This window comes from Candidatus Cloacimonadota bacterium (assembly GCA_016932035.1).
Taxonomy (GTDB): domain Bacteria; phylum Cloacimonadota; class Cloacimonadia; order JGIOTU-2; family JGIOTU-2; genus Celaenobacter.
In genome coordinates, this window is the sequence record JAFGDR010000029.1 from 21,587 (window position 1) to 36,877 (window position 15,291).

The following is a 15,291-nucleotide window of genomic DNA, read 5'->3' on the forward strand; positions in this document are numbered from 1 at the left end:
GAGAAAAACATGAAAGTTCGTGCTTTTACAAAAGGTGATGTAGAGAGTTATGCTCAGATGGTGAGATATTGTTTCAATATGTCTCAAAAAGATTCTGTGCAGTATGCCAAGGGCATTACAACATTTTGTCGGGGATTTGTAGCTGAGGACAAGGGGAAGACATATTCCGCATCTTTTTACTATCCATTTCATCAAAATATTCATCGCAACAAATTTAAAATGGCTGGTATTGGTGGTGTGGTGACAATGCCCGAAGCTCGAAACCAGGGTATGGTGCGGGAGCAATTCAAGGTTATGCAGAAAGATATGAAGAAGCAGGGCTATGTTACATCATGCCTTCAACCCTTCAAGCCGACCTATTATCAGAACAAATTCGGCTGGGCAAACGCATCACAACGACTTCAGTGCAGGATCGAAGTATGTGATATCGCACCTGCAAACGAGGAATTTGAATTCATTCGGATTGACAAAGCCTTACCAAAGCACTTTTCCGATATTGAGAAGAAATTCGCTTCACTGTATAACGGCTCATCATACATGGACAAGCACTTCTGGACAGAAGAGATCATGTTCTGCTGGGGACAGACAAAAGAGCTTTACTCCTACCTGATCAGACATAATGGGAAGGATGTTGCATACGTTATCTTTTCGTACAGGGAATCAAAGAAGGAGTATGGCGTTGACCTGATCGTTCGAGATTATGGATATATTGATTATATTGGCGCAAAGGGAATTTTTTCACTTATCAGGAAGCACAGAGATCAAACCGGCGAGGTTGTCATTTCACTCCCGGAAAATTTCGACCTCTATCATTTTGCTCCCTGTAATCTGCATAAAATTATGTGGAAATCCTTTATGATGTTCAAAGTGGTGGATGTGAAAAATGCGATGCTGCTCTATAAGATTCCCAAAAATCTCTCCTTCGATTTTCAATTAGAGATCGAAGATCCGCTTGAAGGAGATCAACCCTTAGCTTACGCTTTCTCAATTGAGAATGGTGAAATAACATTAATAGAAAAATCTGATTATATCATAAAATGCCAGATCGATTCGTTCTCTCGGATGTTCATCGGCAGAAATTCCATACACGATCTGATCACCTATGGGGAAGTTGATATATCAGAGAAAATTTTAGAATATGTTAACCAATTGTTCCCAAAGGACATTGTATTTATAAAGGATATGTTTTAAGGAGTACCATGAAAAGTAAGGTCTATTTTATCGATTTTCACACAACCTTTCAACGTTCGATTTTTGATAAGATCGGAGATGCGCTTTCGCAGGCAGGATTTAAGGATACCGTTCGCGAATATGATAAAGTAGCAGTAAAAATGCACTTTGGTGCAGAAACCAACTTCGGTGTGATCAATCCCCGGTATGTTCGCTTTTTTGTAAACAGGATACTCAATTTGAATGCTCGTCCCTTTTTGACAGATACGAACACCCTATATGCCGGACAGCGTGTCAATAGTGTCGATCATACCAACCTGGCGATCCAGCATGGCTATGCACATTCAGTGGTCAATGCTCCGGTTATAATCGCTGACGGTCTTGTTGGACAAAGTGAAGAGGTTGTGAAGATAGAAACCAAAGAAACCAAAGAAGCATATATTGGAAGTGATATTCATCATGCGGATGCCATACTTGCGCTCTCACATATGACAGGGCATGAAGCAGCAGGTTTTGGCGCAGCGATCAAGAATATCGGTATGGGATGTGCGTCCCGTAAAGGAAAGCTTGCCATGCACAGTACATCCAGACCGCTCATAAGTCCGGACAGATGTATCGGGTGTGCTCGTTGCGTACAATGGTGTCAGGTGCAAGCGATCAGTATTGGAGAAGATAATAAAGCTCACATTAATGAAGATCTTTGCACCGGGTGCAGTATGTGTATTTCAGTATGTCCATTCACTGCTATCCGGATCAAATGGAATACCTCAGCCGATTTCCTTAATACTAAGATCACCGAATATGCTCATGCGGTACTGTCTCACAAAAAGGACAAAATGTTTTATGTAAACTTCCTCAATAACCTTACCAGCCATTGTGACTGTATGAACATCCACGGAGAGCATCTCATGCCGGACATCGGTATTCTTTTTTCAAAAGATATTGTAGCAATAGATAGAGCGTCGATCGAACTTATGAACGAGAAAGCTGGAAAAGATCTGTTTAGCGAGCTCTTCCCGGACATTAATCTGGAAAAGGTGTTTTCATATGCTGAGGAACTCGGCATGGGCTCGCAGGATTATGAGCTAGTGAAGATAAAGTAAACCTCCCGCCTTCACCCCTTCACTCTTTCGCCCTTTTACGCTTTATCGATTTCACATTTAAAACTAAAACGAAAATTTATTTGTCAAAATCAACCTCATCCTTAGGTTATCAGTATGCAAAAAATTAGGTATATTAATAATTTGACAGAAAATCATCATATTCAAAATCTGTGTTTTAAAACAAGTAAGAAAAAGGAGTTTCTACTATGATTCGAATCACTCGATCTCTGATACTTGTCTCTATAGTATCGATTTTGATATTAGCAGGATGCGAGCTTGGAGAAAAGCAGAAAGATACATCGCAAATCCTCGCACAATGGGATCAAGGCACGATCACTGAAAAAGAATTTAACGCTCGTGTTGACCAAATCCCTGAATTCTACAGACCGCGCGGCGGATTTACCGTAGAACAAAAGCAAAAATACCTCGATGATTATGCAATCGAAGAGATCTTTTATCTTGAAGCGCTGAGCAAAGGAATGGACAAGACCCAGAATGCAATGGACTTCTATCGCCAGAATGCTGAGAGGATCATTCTTGATCAGTATAATAAGGATGAGATCAAAGATAAGATCAAGCCAACCGATGCTGAACTCATGGCATTTTATGAAGCTCATAAGGATGACTTCTATAAAAAATCTCCTACTGCAACACTTCTGTACATCGAAACCAAAACAAAGGAAGATGCAGATGCTGCTTACCAGGAACTTCTTTCTGGCAAAGATTTTGAGCAAGTCATGAACACGTATTCCGTCAATGAGAATATCAATAAAAAGGGCGGAAAGATAACGAATATCAGAAAAGGCGGTTATATCCCGAACATCGGCAGATCAGAACTTCTGGACTCCCTAATATTTATAGCTCAAGTCGATGACATCATCCCCCCAGTCGAGTTCAATGATTCATTCCACCTTGTTCAAGTTGCAGAGCTTGATCTGAGTACGATCCGTCCATACGATCAGGTGGAAAAAGATGTTCAAAGCCGCTACATGAGCGAAAAAGAGCAGGAACGCCGTCAGGAAATCCTGGATAAATTATCTAAAAAATATGCGATTTCAATCGATACACTTGCAGTGCAGGATATCAATTTTGAAGAGGCAGACATATCCGAAATTGCAGGAAGCGTTGTGCTGATTGCATCATCTGATCCAGAGCTAGTGTACACAGCTGCCGATTTTGCACATGAAGTTAAGAATTTCCCTGCAGAGAGAAAACAACTCTTTGTCGAAGCACAAGCCAAAGTAGATTTTGTTACCGAAAAGGCTAAGAATAACCTGATCTATCACGATGCGATCAAAAAAGGTTATGAGAAGCATCCTGAAATCGCAGAAGATCTGAGAAGAGCAAAGATGATTGGTGCACTTCGCGAATATTATCAGCAATTTGTTGTTGATGCTGCCGTGGTCCCTGAAGATGAGATCGTTGCAGCATACGAAGCTGATAAAGACAAACGATATCTGAACAAGCCGCATGTAAAAGTGCAGGAGTTCGCATGTGAAAACCAGGTCACCGCAGATTTTGTCCTCTTTAAAGCCCAGGAAGCAACCAGTGAAGATGAACTCAACTCCCTCGTTCAGGAATACTGTGTAAAAACAAAGAATAACGGTATCATCGGTCCTATCTATGAAGGCGGCATCATACCAGCAGTTGGCAAGGACGATACCTATCTTGAAAAAGTATTCTCCACTCCGGAAGGTTCCTTTAGTGATGTGTTTGAAGACGTTAAAGGAAACTGGGTTTTCTTCAAAGTCGTTGAATACACACCAAAATCCTATCGAAGTCTCGACGATGTGCGCAATGAAATTGAAACCAATCTTATGAGAAAAGCTCAGCAGGATCTCTTTGAGAACCTCAAAACTGAAATGCGCCAGAAATACAAACTTGTGGTCTATCCAGACCGCCTTGAAGAAAAGCTGCCTGTCGATTCCCTGTTTACACTTGCAGAAGAAGCAATGACACAGAAGAACTATGCTCGTGCAAACTACTATTATGACAAAGTGATCGCAGACTATGCAAACGGACAGGATGATTATAAAGCCAAATTCATGAAGGGCTTTATTTATTCCGAATACCTGAAGAGAGATGAAGCAGCTATCGAGATGTTTGAAGAAGTGCTAACCTATCCAAAAGAAGGTGCGGTTACAGACACAACCCTTCATCCATCTGCACGTTATATGCTCAAAGCATTAACCGGCGAAGAAGACATTCTCGAAAAGATCAATCAGCAGTCTTCACAACCGGATACTGAGTAGTACTTAATAACCCCCTATACATATGAAGCGAGGCACAAAGCTGTCTCGCTTCTTTTTTATGCTGTTATAAAACTTGACACACCATACCGCAGGAAAACATAGAAATAAAAAAATCTCAGGAACAACTTATGGCAAAAGTGCAATTAGATAAAGTTACAAAAACATACGAGAACGGTTTCGTGGCAGTTGATAAAGCTGACGTAACTGCCGAAGATAAAGAATTTGTCGTATTGGTCGGTCCTTCCGGTTGCGGAAAAACAACCACACTGCGTATGATCGCAGGACTCGAAGACGTTACTTCCGGTGATATCTATATCGGCGATAAGATCGTGAACAATGTACTTCCAAAAGACCGAGACATTGCAATGGTGTTCCAGAACTATGCACTCTACCCGCACATGACCGTCTATCAAAATATGGAATTCGCTCTTAAGTTGCGCAAAACTCCAAAAGATGAAATAGATGGCCGCGTGAAAACCGCAGCAGGATTGCTTGGTATCGAGAAATTACTCGATCGAAAACCAAAGCAGCTTTCCGGTGGTCAACGCCAGCGTGTGGCACTGGGAAGAGCGATTGTGCGGTATCCCCAGGTCTTCCTGTTTGACGAACCACTCTCAAACCTTGATGCAAAGCTCCGTGTACAGATGCGTGCCGAGATCATTAAGCTGCATAAGAAGCTTGAAACAACTATTATTTACGTTACCCATGACCAGACTGAAGCTATGACAATGGGAGACAAGATCGTTGTGCAAAAAGATGGTATTATTCAGCAGATTGATTCTCCCATAAACGTATATAATCATCCGACTAATAAATTCGTTGCAGGATTCATCGGAAGTCCCGCAATCAACTTTTTTGACGGTAAGATAAGAAAAGAGAGCAAGAAACTTTTCTTTGATTATGGGAGCTTTACTGTGGAGATTCCTGATACTTATGATGATTCTCTCAAAGAATATGTAGGAAAAGATATTGTTATGGGAGTTCGTCCAGAAGATGTCTATCATAAGAAATATTCCTCAAATGCAGAAATTCCCGCAGAGATGGAAGCCATAGTTGAAGTCGTTGAACCGCTGGGTTCGGAATTTGTCGTTAATTTTAAAACCGGTGATACGATCTTTACTGGCAGACTGGAACCAAAGGAACAACCCAAAATGGACGAAACAATGACACTGGTTTTTGATATGAAAAAAGTGCACTTCTTCGATAAAGAGAGCGAAGAAACGATCATATAGGAAATTTCAAATATCTAATTTCTAATGTCGAATGGGTTAAGATGGAAAAATATATGAAGGTTTAAATGAAACAAGGAACTGATCTCAGGTTTATACAAGAATTATTAGGCCATAACAGTTCAAAAACTACTGAAATTTACACTCACGTATCGAAGAAATCAATCTCCGAAATAAAGAATCCTGTAGATGATTTTTATGAAAAAGAAGTTTAGAATGATAAAAGAAAAATATACACCATTGTTGTTATACCACCAAATTGGAGGAATAACAACAATAGATGTTACACACACGTTAGCGGCAAGCATTCAAGAGCTTGATTGAAACTAAATACAGAAAAGAATATTAAGAAGAAAGAAAAATGATAATTGATACAACATTCAATGTTTATACAGACGCAAATGGCGGCGACCCTGACAGCACAAGTCCTACACTACGTACTTATCATAAATTATTGTGGAGTAAACCATTGCCGAACGGAGAACAATTCGTATTAGTTGACAATAAAAGCGGTACGTATTTACATCACAAATCAGGATTTGGAGAATATTTTTTAGGAAGTGATGCAATTACACATTCTTATAGAAATCATAAACGTAAGTCTTGGCTGACACACCAAATACAAGACGAAGTAAAAAAATTATTTGATACAGGTTCAACTATTGGAGCATATACGCTTTTCCCAAACAATCGAGTTAATGGAAAACATACAATAAATCAAGCACGTGGAGTAAACAGTTTCATAGATGATAGATTTGATTTGACTTTGGAGTGCATACGTCTTTTTTACTTGGGACAAGAAAGTCCGCTTTATGACACTTTTTTAAGATACAAGAACTTTTTCGACTTGTTTGAGAATTTTTCAGGTTATATCAATTTCTTTTTACTCAACGACCTTGTTGGAGAGAACGAAAAAATTAAGTTTTACTTGCCATTTGACAACTTTAAAACAAAACCAACATTTGCAGACATTGACGAATATTTAGTTTATAAAGAAAGAGTAATGAACTTTATAGAAGCACGGAACAAAAGAATAGATAAATGGACGAAAGAACAGAATGCCAGCCGCTAACAGCAAGTCAAACTACATGCGGGTTTTGGTGGTTTGCTGACAAAATATTATCTTAGTAAAGTTGTTCAACGGTGGATAATGAAACGCGGCGAAATCCCGCACGATAGTTTACTTGCGAGCCGTTAGCACCAATTAAGAATTTTATAACCTCAAATAAAAAAAAATGAACAATAAATTATTAGGTTTTGTAATGTTGATTACATTTTTTTCTTTAATCAATTTTTCTTGTACAGAAAAAAGAAACAGCAAAAATGCAAAAATTGATGAATTCATTAGTTATTGTTATGAGAATGACTTATTTAATGGCGCGGTATTAATCGCTCAAGAAGATGAAATTTTATATAAAAATGCATTGGGATATTCTAATTTTACTTCGAAAGAAGAATTAAATCTTAATTCCGTTTTCTGCATTGGCTCTATTTCTAAACAATTTACTTCAATGGCTGTAATGATATTGAAAGAGCAAGGAAAACTTACTTACGAAAATAAATTATCTGATTTTTTCCCAGATTATCCTAATTCAGATCAAATAAGTATCAGACATTTATTGAATCACACATCAGGTATACCCGAATGGATGGATTTTAGTAATTTCAGAGTTAAAAGTAGGCCAGGTGATTTTATTGATGATATTACTAATCAGGATGTTTTTGATTTTTTAGTACAATTAGACTCCCTTGACTTTAACCCTGGAGAAAGATATTCTTACTCAAATAGTGGTTATATGTTACTATCAATGATTATTGAGAAAGTCTCAGGAAAGCCTTTCAATGAATTTGTAAAACAATATATTTTTGCTCCTTTAGATATGCAAAATACTATGGCATGGAATAAAACAAAACCAAATATACCTTATAAAACAACAGGTTATAATGATTATGGGGATAAAGATGATTTTAATATTTTAACAACAGGTGCTGGTAGTATATATTCAACTATAGACGATTTATACAAATATGATCAGGCGCTTTATACTAACAATCTTGTCTCTAGAGCTACATTAAAAGAAGCATGGACTCCAGGGCTTTTAAATGACGGGACTTCTATTCTTACAAGTGATTCAATCTGGGGCTATGGATTTGGTTGGCTTTTAAGAAATACCGATAAGTATAATATAGTATGGCATGATGGAGGATTTAACGGATTTAGTGCAATATTTTATCGTGAATTAAATAACCACAATGTTATAATCCTTCTTTCCAATAAGGGTACAAATGGTCCTTTGTATCCAATTCAGGAGGCAATTCTAAACATATTGAACGATAAGCCATTTAACTACCATCAGGTACCGATTGGGATAAAACTAAAGAAGCTGATTGATGAAAATGGAATAGCTGTTGCAGTTCAAAAGTATAACGTACTAAAAAATAAAGATGCAAATAAATATGATTTTTCCATAAACCAACTTAATAACCTTGGTTACTACTATTTAAATAATCAAAAATTTGAGGAAGCTAAGGTTGTTTTAAACCTGAACATTGAAATGTTTCCTTCGGATGCTAATGTTTACGATAGTTACGGTGAAGCATTAATGCTTAATGGTGAATACGAACTTGCTATAAAAAACTATAAAAAATCAATTGAATTAGATCCAAATAATGAAAATGGAAAGCAAATGCTTAAGTATATTGAAGATAAAATGGAAAAAGAATAAATATTGTTGTTTTATTAGTTGCCAAAAACATGAGTTGTTATGAATTTCAGGTGCTAACAAAGGCTCAAAAAGCATAACCGCCCTGCTGGACGGCAACGCTTTTTAGCCTAATCGTTACAAGACATTATCCTCGTCTGACAGCATTTATAAGGATGGCCATCTCAGGCGTGATAACAGCGCAATTAAAAACAGAAACAAGCAAGTAGAAAGAAAGATAGCAAATACCAAAAAACATTTCGGGTTTTAACCCCAGAACTGGGACTAAAGTCCCTTAGTTTTAGTTTGCCCATGTATCCACGAGCTAACCAGGTGGAATATTGCTGCGGAATTCCATATGTCAAGAAGCACGTGGCAATTCAAAAAAGGAATTTAAATCATATGAAAAGAGAATTAAAAATGGAAGAAAATAATCAATACAAGGCCCAGTTATTTGTACACTACTCAATCTATAAATAATTCAGTTTCTGGATTGCAAAGGTGTACGCACCAATAGCAGCTGCTCTACTCGTGCCAAGGTGTGAAATTCCTACCCCAATTTTTTTCTCTGTGTTGTAGGGCACTTTTTTTGAACTAAAAGGAATCGAGATCATCCTGATGTCTTCATGTAAAAATTTCTTCAGGTCTTGTTCATTCAGCAGATTATAAGCCATCATCTCTATACGTGCGATATGACATGATTCAAAGGATTTAAACGCAGTGTTCATTTCTTTTATAAGTGCTGGCATAAAGAGTTTCCACGCACCAGAAAGTCCTCCGCCGATCACGATAAGCCCATCGATGAGTGTTGCTGCCTGTGCAAAGGCATTTCCTGCAGCCCTGCCGAGTTCTTCGTATGCTTTTTGAGCTGCTAATTGATCTCCTTCCTTCAAACCCAAACCGATCTCATATATCTCTTTTGCAGTCGGGGTATCATCTGCTGTGATATTTGCTTCCCGCATATAGACACGCTGAACACCTTTGCTGCTAACGCTTTCCTCTACGGAATATTCGGGATAAAGGTGATTCCACATACGATTGATCTCTGCCTGAGCTGAATTATCTCCGACCAGCATGTTGCCACCGAGGGCTATACCCCCGCCAAAGCCAGAGCCAAAGGTGCCTCCGATGAGATTGTTGTATCGTCGAGAACTGCCATGCTTTTCTAATAAAGAATTTATATGAGGAAGAAATCCCGCCATAGCTTCGCCATAGGTAAAGAGATCCGCATCATTATTAATAAAAACAGGAATGCAGAAATATTCCTCCAGCATTGGTCCCAGTGCTACGCCCCCTCTGTACGCAGGCAAATTTATCAGGTCGCCGATGATACCGTTATTATAATCTGTGGGTCCGGGAAACCCGAAGCTTATCGCAACCGGATTTTCAGTGAGTTGTTCCAGGATTTGAGAAAAACCAGAGATGATATTCTTCAAACTTTGGTCGAGATCATGTCCGCAGGTATTTCTGTGAATCGGATTTACTACTTCCTTTCCGTCTCTTAAAGCGGAAAACCGCAAGTTCGTTCCCCCTGCATCAAGGGTCATGACAATTCTCTTGTCTGGTTGATAGCTTCTCATAATAATTATAAAAGCCCCGACACTTTCTTTGCAAGCATGTGCAGAAATACCTCATCTACATCAGAAAAAGCTGCGATAGTATGAGAATCAATGTCGATTTCACCAATGAATGTGCCGTCTTTAATTATCGGTACTACAATTTCAGACTGAACATTAATGCTGCAGGAAAGATAATTTTCTTCCTGTGCTGTATCCTGCACAATGCGGGATTTTTTATCTTTTGCAACCTGACCGCACACGCCCTGCCCAAATGGGATGCGCGTATGTTCAGTTGGTGCTCCTTCAAAGGGACCGAGAATAAGTTCACTATGATTCTCCCTATCAACAAAATAAAATCCAACCCAATCATAATGTGCGGCGTCCTCTTTGAGCAGCTTACAGATATTCTGCAGCTTGTTGAGCATACTCGCCTTTTTCTGAAGAATCTTATCAATCCGATGCTCGAGTTCTGTAAAGGTATTCTTATTTTTCTTGGTCATTTGTGTTTTTGAGTTCAAGCCAGGTTTTTATGGCTCTGCGCAGATGTGGAATCGTGATCGTTCCTCCGACAACAAGTCCGACTGAAAGTGCTTCGTCCAGTTCTTCATCGGTAACGCCCTGTTTTTTGCACTCAATGAGATGATAGGATATACAGTCATCACACCGAAGCACAAAGGATGAAACAAGTCCGAGCAGCTCTTTCGTCTTCTTTGGAAGCGCACCATCCAGATAAGCATTATGATCGAGATTGAAATAACGCTTGACGATCTTTCCGCTGAAATCGAGAACCTTCTTGTTCAATACTTCTCTTTCCTTATTAAATTCTTCAATCGAGTTCAAGCGCTACTCCTTTATGGTCTCCCGTATTAAATCCAACTCCGTCTTTGCCTGAGGTACCATAATAAAAAGCCCTTCAACTTTTTCACAAGCGTAATCTCCACAGTATGCACAATTAGGAATATTTTTCTCTTGAGCACATTTTCGTATCTCGCACTCGTAGCAATGGCTGAAATACTTTTCTCCTTTTTCCATACAACCGTCACAATAAATACTATCTGCAGGAATCGTTGCACCGAACATCTTTGACCATTCGGCTGCTGTCTTTTCTCGTAATGCCTGGTCATCATTTTTTGTTGCGATATATGCAGGGCATTCAGAGCAAATGATTCCGCAAGCTGCTATTATTTTTTCCATGATTTCTCCCTTGTCGTTTATGCGTCTTTCAATTTATTATTTACTTTGAGTCCAGAATTTTGCATTCAGTTAAAAATGGCGAATTGAATTCTGTAACATCTCCTGCTTTCTTTCCGGGAACAGGAAACAAACGTGCAGAAAGTGGTTTGTCCAATTTCATACTCAAGCTTGCGACGTCAAAGAGGATGTTTTCCAGTTCCTGTGCTGATATATCTCCCGGAAGAGGAATACAGTCCAGTCCTGTTCCGCAGACAGCAGAATATGCAAGAAGTTTTTGAACATCGACAAGACCTTGCCCACAACGAGCTGCGAGTCCAACATCTTCGAGCACCGGCAGCATAAGCCCGTTATATCCACACTTACGGATCGGGAGCGATTTCAATACACCAGTTACCATTGCAGCAATTGAGAGTGTGCCCGGCTCACCAAATCTGTTCATGCCGAGTTTTTCGAATCCAAATGCAATACTTTCATTTTCTTCGAGTGATGGTGCCACAGAAACATCGATACCTTTGAAGCCAACACCCGTATCGTCTTCGATCATGATGCCGATTTCCTCAAGTGGTTTTAGTTCTGAAATATATAATTTCCTGAGATTTTCCCGTGCTTCATGGAAGGAATGACTCACCTCGAACGCTCTATTAACAAGGTCGCTGCATTCCAGCCCGAGCGTAAAACAGTTTTTCCAGACATGGTAACTTGCAGGATAAAAAGGAATATCCGGCGGACAATTCGCAATAGCTGCAAATCGGAAGTTGCCGTAACCCTGCTCCGTTTCTCTGGATATTTTCGTGATAACCTTCGCTGCCTGCTTGAGCCCCTCCGCATTAAAGCCCGTAATATCATCGACCATCGTAATAGTGGTGGAAACACCTTTTGTATTCTTGATGATATCGGGGATCATTCCCATATATGCTGACTCTTTAACAGTACCGATACTTGTAAATTCGATTCCTTCGTCAGAACAAATCTTTTCGAAGTTCTGAATAGTACGGATAATCTCATCTTTATCTAAATGTCCGAGAAATTCAGACCAGGAATTCGTTGTAATACGAGGTTCCTGGACCTCATAGCCCTGTCCTTCAAAGATTTTACGAGCATTATTATTAAATGCTGCAGCATCTTTTACCACATGTTCGTCTATAGGATATGAAAGCGTCATTCCATGAGTTATTGTTCGTATTTTCATCATTTTTCCTTGAGTAATTGCTGAAGACGTCGAAGTGCATCTTCCGATGAGATCTGCATCCTGATATATTCCAGAATATCCTGTCGCGCATACTCTTTGTCATCTCGGAGCTGGTTTGCCACCTTAATGATACTGCCAAAAATCGGATCGGGGCTAAACCCTAATGCGATCAGATCTTTACCTTCGATAACATTTTCCGGCTTGTCCCGGTCAACATTAAGCTGCTGAGACCGTTCGATGAGCCACTGTCCGGATTTGAAATTAGTATCATGGTCCCGCAGACGAGTGCCTTTGCCAAGATAATCAGCTTCTGATACAAGCGTGAGTTCGTATATCGTTGCAGGATAGAGCCGTCGTGCCAGTCTCCTGATAGCGCCATCGGTAATCTTTTCTTTCTTCTGAAATTCCGCTTTATAAAACGAGAATGGCGCAAGATGATTCTTCACAAGGGGAATTACTTTCTCTTTTGTGTCATTATCCACACCTATTCTGTTAAGAAATTCACGGGTTGGCACTTCTCCTTCGGATTCATGCTCTGGTGTGGAGATGCGGTCATCTGCTTTTATGGTCGTTGAGGGTTTCCCAAAATCATGGCAAAGAATACTGAGCATGATAACAAATGCTTCTCGAACCCGCATCCGCTCGCGGTGTATGATCTGTGCTCCGGCATTCAGGCAAAGGAGCGTATGTATCCACGCATTTCCTTCAGGATGCCAGAGAGAGTCCTGTTCGGTCCTGTTCAATTCAAAAAGCTCGCTATGATATCTTTCTATAATTCCAAGATCCAGCATGGTCTTTAATCCCAGGGAGGGTTTCATTGATTTGAGCAGCAATTTTTTCCACTCCATCTGAATGCGTTCCTTTGGAAGCTCTGAAAGGCATGGCACCATTTTTTTCATTAAAGAAAAACTCTTCAGTTCGACGACAAGATCAAAGCGTGCAATGAATTGAACACCTCTCATCACACGGAGGGGATCCTCTCCAAATGTCTTCTCATCGACCACTCGAAGCACCCGTTTTTCAAGATCTGCAAGCCCGTGGAACGGGTCGATGAGTACTTCTGTAACAGGATCATACATCATGGCATTAATAGTGAAGTCCCTTCTGCGGACTGCTTCTTTGATATCCATAAAAGGATCGGTATCAACTGCAAATCCCCTGTGCCCTTCACCAACCTTAGAATCCTTTCTGGGAAGAGAGAAATCTATCTCCAATGTACCGTCATAATATTTCAGCACCCCAAAAGATTTGCCCACCTCCATGACCTTGCCGTACTTTTCTACAATTTCCTGAATCGTATCCGGCTGCATGCCATACACTTCGATATCCAGGTCCTTTGTGGGCTTTTTCCCCAGCAGCATATCACGTACACTGCCGCCGACCAGAAATGCCTTGCCGCCCTGTCCGTCTATTTCTCTGACAATATCAATAACGGTCTGCGGAATAGTAGAAAGTGCCGGTGTGAAAAAGCGTGGTATTTTCTTGATATAGGAATTCGGTATCTTCATGGATTCAATTCTAATCTTTCTTTCTTCATTTGTAAAGCCAGTTTGTACACCCGATTTCTCGAGAGTTTATGCTCCTGAGCCAACTCCCTGGCAGCACTGCTTACAGATTTATTATGATGAAATTCCTCTGTGATAAGTTCTCGAAGCTCTTCATCAGAAAGGACTTGCTCCTTCGCGCCCTCCACAACGATTACAAACTCGCCTTTCAGTGTTATTTCGTTAAAATTCTCAACGAAATGCGAAAGCTTTCCGCGATAATGTGTTTCAAACTTTTTTGATATTTCTCTGGCAATGCAGATTTGCCTATCTTTCAGGTATTTGATTAATTCTGCCAGTGTTTCATGCAAACGATGCGGCGCTTCGTAAAAAATTAGCGTATCCTGATTATTCTCAAGATTTTGCAAGAACTCTCTGCGCTCGGATTGTTTCTCCGGGAGAAATCCAACAAAATAAAATTTCTCCGTATAAAGACCGGAAGATACAAGCGCGGGAATGAGTGCGGTCGCTCCCGGAAGTGTTATTACTTCTATTTCCTGTGCAATCGCTTCTTTGATGAGAATACCTGCCGGATCAGATATACCGGGAGTGCCTGCATCGGAGATGATGGCAATATCTTCACCATTTTGCAACTTCTCAATGAACTCATCAAGGCGTGCTCGCTCATTGAATTTGTGATAACTCACCAGAGGTGTCGTAATATTATAATGATCGAGCAAAACCCGCGAAGTGCGCGTATCCTCAGCGCCGATAAGTACTACTTTCTGTAAGATTTCAACTGCCCGGTAAGTCATGTCGCCGAGATTGCCAATGGGTGTAGGCACAATATAGAGTGATCCGTTTTTCATGATAGAGAAGTGTTTCAAACCATAAAATTTCTGGCAATATTTTTATGAAAGAAGAAGAGAGAAGTCAGAATTCAGAATTCAGAATTTGTTATTATCTTTTTTAACTACATGTAAAAAACTTGACCTGCCGTACGCCATTGCGTACTTTTGTGAAAAATATTTCGAGGTGCTCTATGCCAACATTATCAGCAACAGATGCGCGTGCAAAACTGTATCGCCTTATTGATCAAACGCATTCCTCTCACGAGCCGATCGTGATCACGGGCAAACGGGGCAATGCAGTTCTCATCTCCGAGGATGATTGGCGTGCTGTTCAGGAAACTCTGTACATTCTAAATATACCTGGCATGAAAGACTCTATCAAAGAAGGGTTAGCCACACCGATAGATGAGTGCGATGAGGAAATCGATTGGTGAACTGGCGAATCGTTTTTACAAAACAGGCACAAAAGGATGCAAAAAAAATAGCTCTTTCGGGACTGAAAAATAAAGCTGAAACTCTTATTGAAATACTTCGTGAAAATCCATATTGTAAACAGCC

15 protein-coding genes are annotated in these 15,291 nt (G+C 40.0%); 8 read left to right on the plus strand and 7 right to left on the minus strand.

Features of this window, described 5'->3' with window-relative positions; genetic code table 11:
* The first annotated feature begins 9 nt into the window (after nucleotides 1-9).
* The 7 genes from JW794_04645 to JW794_04675 all read left to right on the plus strand — a co-directional run bounded on the left by JW794_04645 (nucleotide 10) and on the right by JW794_04675 (nucleotide 8,480).
* Complete coding sequence (locus tag JW794_04645; protein ID MBN2017405.1) at nucleotides 10-1,191, plus strand: GNAT family N-acetyltransferase; 1,182 nt, start codon at nucleotides 10-12, stop codon at nucleotides 1,189-1,191.
* An 8-nt stretch (nucleotides 1,192-1,199) separates the two neighbouring features.
* Complete coding sequence (locus JW794_04650; GenBank protein MBN2017406.1) at nucleotides 1,200-2,273, plus strand: DUF362 domain-containing protein; 1,074 nt, start codon at nucleotides 1,200-1,202, stop codon at nucleotides 2,271-2,273.
* A 206-nt stretch (nucleotides 2,274-2,479) separates the two neighbouring features.
* Nucleotides 2,480-4,525, plus strand: coding sequence for a peptidyl-prolyl cis-trans isomerase (locus JW794_04655; protein MBN2017407.1), 2,046 nt, complete (start codon nucleotides 2,480-2,482; stop codon nucleotides 4,523-4,525).
* Nucleotides 4,526-4,653: 128 nt separating this feature from the next.
* Nucleotides 4,654-5,757 carry a sn-glycerol-3-phosphate ABC transporter ATP-binding protein UgpC gene (ugpC, locus tag JW794_04660; protein MBN2017408.1) on the plus strand — a complete coding sequence of 368 codons (1,104 nt, stop codon included), beginning with the start codon at nucleotides 4,654-4,656 and terminating at the stop codon, nucleotides 5,755-5,757.
* A gap of 65 nt (nucleotides 5,758-5,822) precedes the next feature.
* Nucleotides 5,823-5,969 carry a tyrosine-type recombinase/integrase gene (locus tag JW794_04665; GenBank protein ID MBN2017409.1) on the plus strand — a complete coding sequence of 49 codons (147 nt, stop codon included), beginning with the start codon at nucleotides 5,823-5,825 and terminating at the stop codon, nucleotides 5,967-5,969.
* 149 nt (nucleotides 5,970-6,118) lie between these two features.
* Entirely contained in the window at nucleotides 6,119-6,826 is a 708-nt protein-coding gene (locus JW794_04670; protein ID MBN2017410.1) for a hypothetical protein, read from the plus strand.
* Between the two features lie 163 nt (nucleotides 6,827-6,989).
* Nucleotides 6,990-8,480 (plus strand): serine hydrolase, encoded by a 1,491-nt coding sequence (locus JW794_04675; protein MBN2017411.1) that lies wholly within the window; start codon nucleotides 6,990-6,992, stop codon nucleotides 8,478-8,480.
* 446 nt (nucleotides 8,481-8,926) lie between these two features.
* Here the strand turns inward: JW794_04675 and JW794_04680 are convergent, their stop codons facing one another.
* Genes JW794_04680 through rsmI form a run of 7 tightly spaced genes read right to left on the minus strand, consistent with a single transcriptional unit; the run spans nucleotide 8,927 to nucleotide 14,751 of the window.
* Complete coding sequence (locus JW794_04680) at nucleotides 8,927-10,036, minus strand: ROK family protein (GenBank protein MBN2017412.1); 1,110 nt, start codon at nucleotides 10,034-10,036, stop codon at nucleotides 8,927-8,929.
* Nucleotides 10,037-10,041: 5 nt separating this feature from the next.
* On the minus strand, nucleotides 10,042-10,515 hold the full coding sequence (locus JW794_04685) for a GAF domain-containing protein (GenBank protein MBN2017413.1): 474 nt from the start codon (nucleotides 10,513-10,515) through the stop codon (nucleotides 10,042-10,044).
* Entirely contained in the window at nucleotides 10,499-10,855 is a 357-nt protein-coding gene (locus tag JW794_04690) for a carboxymuconolactone decarboxylase family protein (protein MBN2017414.1), read from the minus strand. Before JW794_04690 ends, JW794_04685 begins: the two co-directional genes overlap by 17 nt.
* Before the next feature lie 3 nt (nucleotides 10,856-10,858).
* A complete protein-coding gene (locus JW794_04695) occupies nucleotides 10,859-11,209 on the minus strand; it encodes a DUF3795 domain-containing protein (protein MBN2017415.1) in 351 nt (116 codons plus the stop codon).
* 40 nt (nucleotides 11,210-11,249) lie between these two features.
* A complete protein-coding gene (locus JW794_04700; protein MBN2017416.1) occupies nucleotides 11,250-12,398 on the minus strand; it encodes a DUF711 family protein in 1,149 nt (382 codons plus the stop codon).
* Nucleotides 12,398-13,906, minus strand: coding sequence for a CCA tRNA nucleotidyltransferase (locus JW794_04705; protein MBN2017417.1), 1,509 nt, complete (start codon nucleotides 13,904-13,906; stop codon nucleotides 12,398-12,400). The genes JW794_04700 and JW794_04705 overlap by 1 nt, the downstream gene beginning before the upstream one ends.
* The gene (rsmI, locus tag JW794_04710) at nucleotides 13,903-14,751 is read right to left on the minus strand and encodes a 16S rRNA (cytidine(1402)-2'-O)-methyltransferase (GenBank protein MBN2017418.1); all 849 of its coding nucleotides are present in this window, start codon (nucleotides 14,749-14,751) and stop codon (nucleotides 13,903-13,905) included. The genes JW794_04705 and rsmI overlap by 4 nt, the downstream gene beginning before the upstream one ends.
* Nucleotides 14,752-14,924: 173 nt before the next feature.
* Here rsmI and JW794_04715 point away from each other — a divergent pair, with 173 nt between their 5' ends.
* On the plus strand, nucleotides 14,925-15,167 hold the full coding sequence (locus JW794_04715) for a type II toxin-antitoxin system Phd/YefM family antitoxin (GenBank protein ID MBN2017419.1): 243 nt from the start codon (nucleotides 14,925-14,927) through the stop codon (nucleotides 15,165-15,167).
* The last annotated feature ends 124 nt before the right edge of the window (nucleotides 15,168-15,291 follow it).

What these genes read in the sequence shown, in the direction of transcription:
- JW794_04695 (MBN2017415.1), bottom strand. Translation starts at nt 11,209, where the DNA reads ATGGAAAAAATAATAGCAGCTTGCGGAATCATTTGCTCTGAATGCCCT.
- JW794_04650 (MBN2017406.1), top strand. Translation starts at nt 1,200, where the DNA reads ATGAAAAGTAAGGTCTATTTTATCGATTTTCACACAACCTTTCAACGT.
- JW794_04665 (MBN2017409.1), top strand. Translation starts at nt 5,823, where the DNA reads ATGAAACAAGGAACTGATCTCAGGTTTATACAAGAATTATTAGGCCAT.
- JW794_04680 (MBN2017412.1), bottom strand. Translation starts at nt 10,036, where the DNA reads ATGAGAAGCTATCAACCAGACAAGAGAATTGTCATGACCCTTGATGCA.
- JW794_04705 (MBN2017417.1), bottom strand. Translation starts at nt 13,906, where the DNA reads ATGAAGATACCGAATTCCTATATCAAGAAAATACCACGCTTTTTCACA.
- ugpC (MBN2017408.1), top strand. Translation starts at nt 4,654, where the DNA reads ATGGCAAAAGTGCAATTAGATAAAGTTACAAAAACATACGAGAACGGT.
- JW794_04675 (MBN2017411.1), top strand. Translation starts at nt 6,990, where the DNA reads ATGAACAATAAATTATTAGGTTTTGTAATGTTGATTACATTTTTTTCT.
- rsmI (MBN2017418.1), bottom strand. Translation starts at nt 14,751, where the DNA reads ATGAAAAACGGATCACTCTATATTGTGCCTACACCCATTGGCAATCTC.
- JW794_04685 (MBN2017413.1), bottom strand. Translation starts at nt 10,515, where the DNA reads ATGACCAAGAAAAATAAGAATACCTTTACAGAACTCGAGCATCGGATT.
- JW794_04645 (MBN2017405.1), top strand. Translation starts at nt 10, where the DNA reads ATGAAAGTTCGTGCTTTTACAAAAGGTGATGTAGAGAGTTATGCTCAG.
- JW794_04715 (MBN2017419.1), top strand. Translation starts at nt 14,925, where the DNA reads ATGCCAACATTATCAGCAACAGATGCGCGTGCAAAACTGTATCGCCTT.
- JW794_04700 (MBN2017416.1), bottom strand. Translation starts at nt 12,398, where the DNA reads ATGAAAATACGAACAATAACTCATGGAATGACGCTTTCATATCCTATA.
- JW794_04655 (MBN2017407.1), top strand. Translation starts at nt 2,480, where the DNA reads ATGATTCGAATCACTCGATCTCTGATACTTGTCTCTATAGTATCGATT.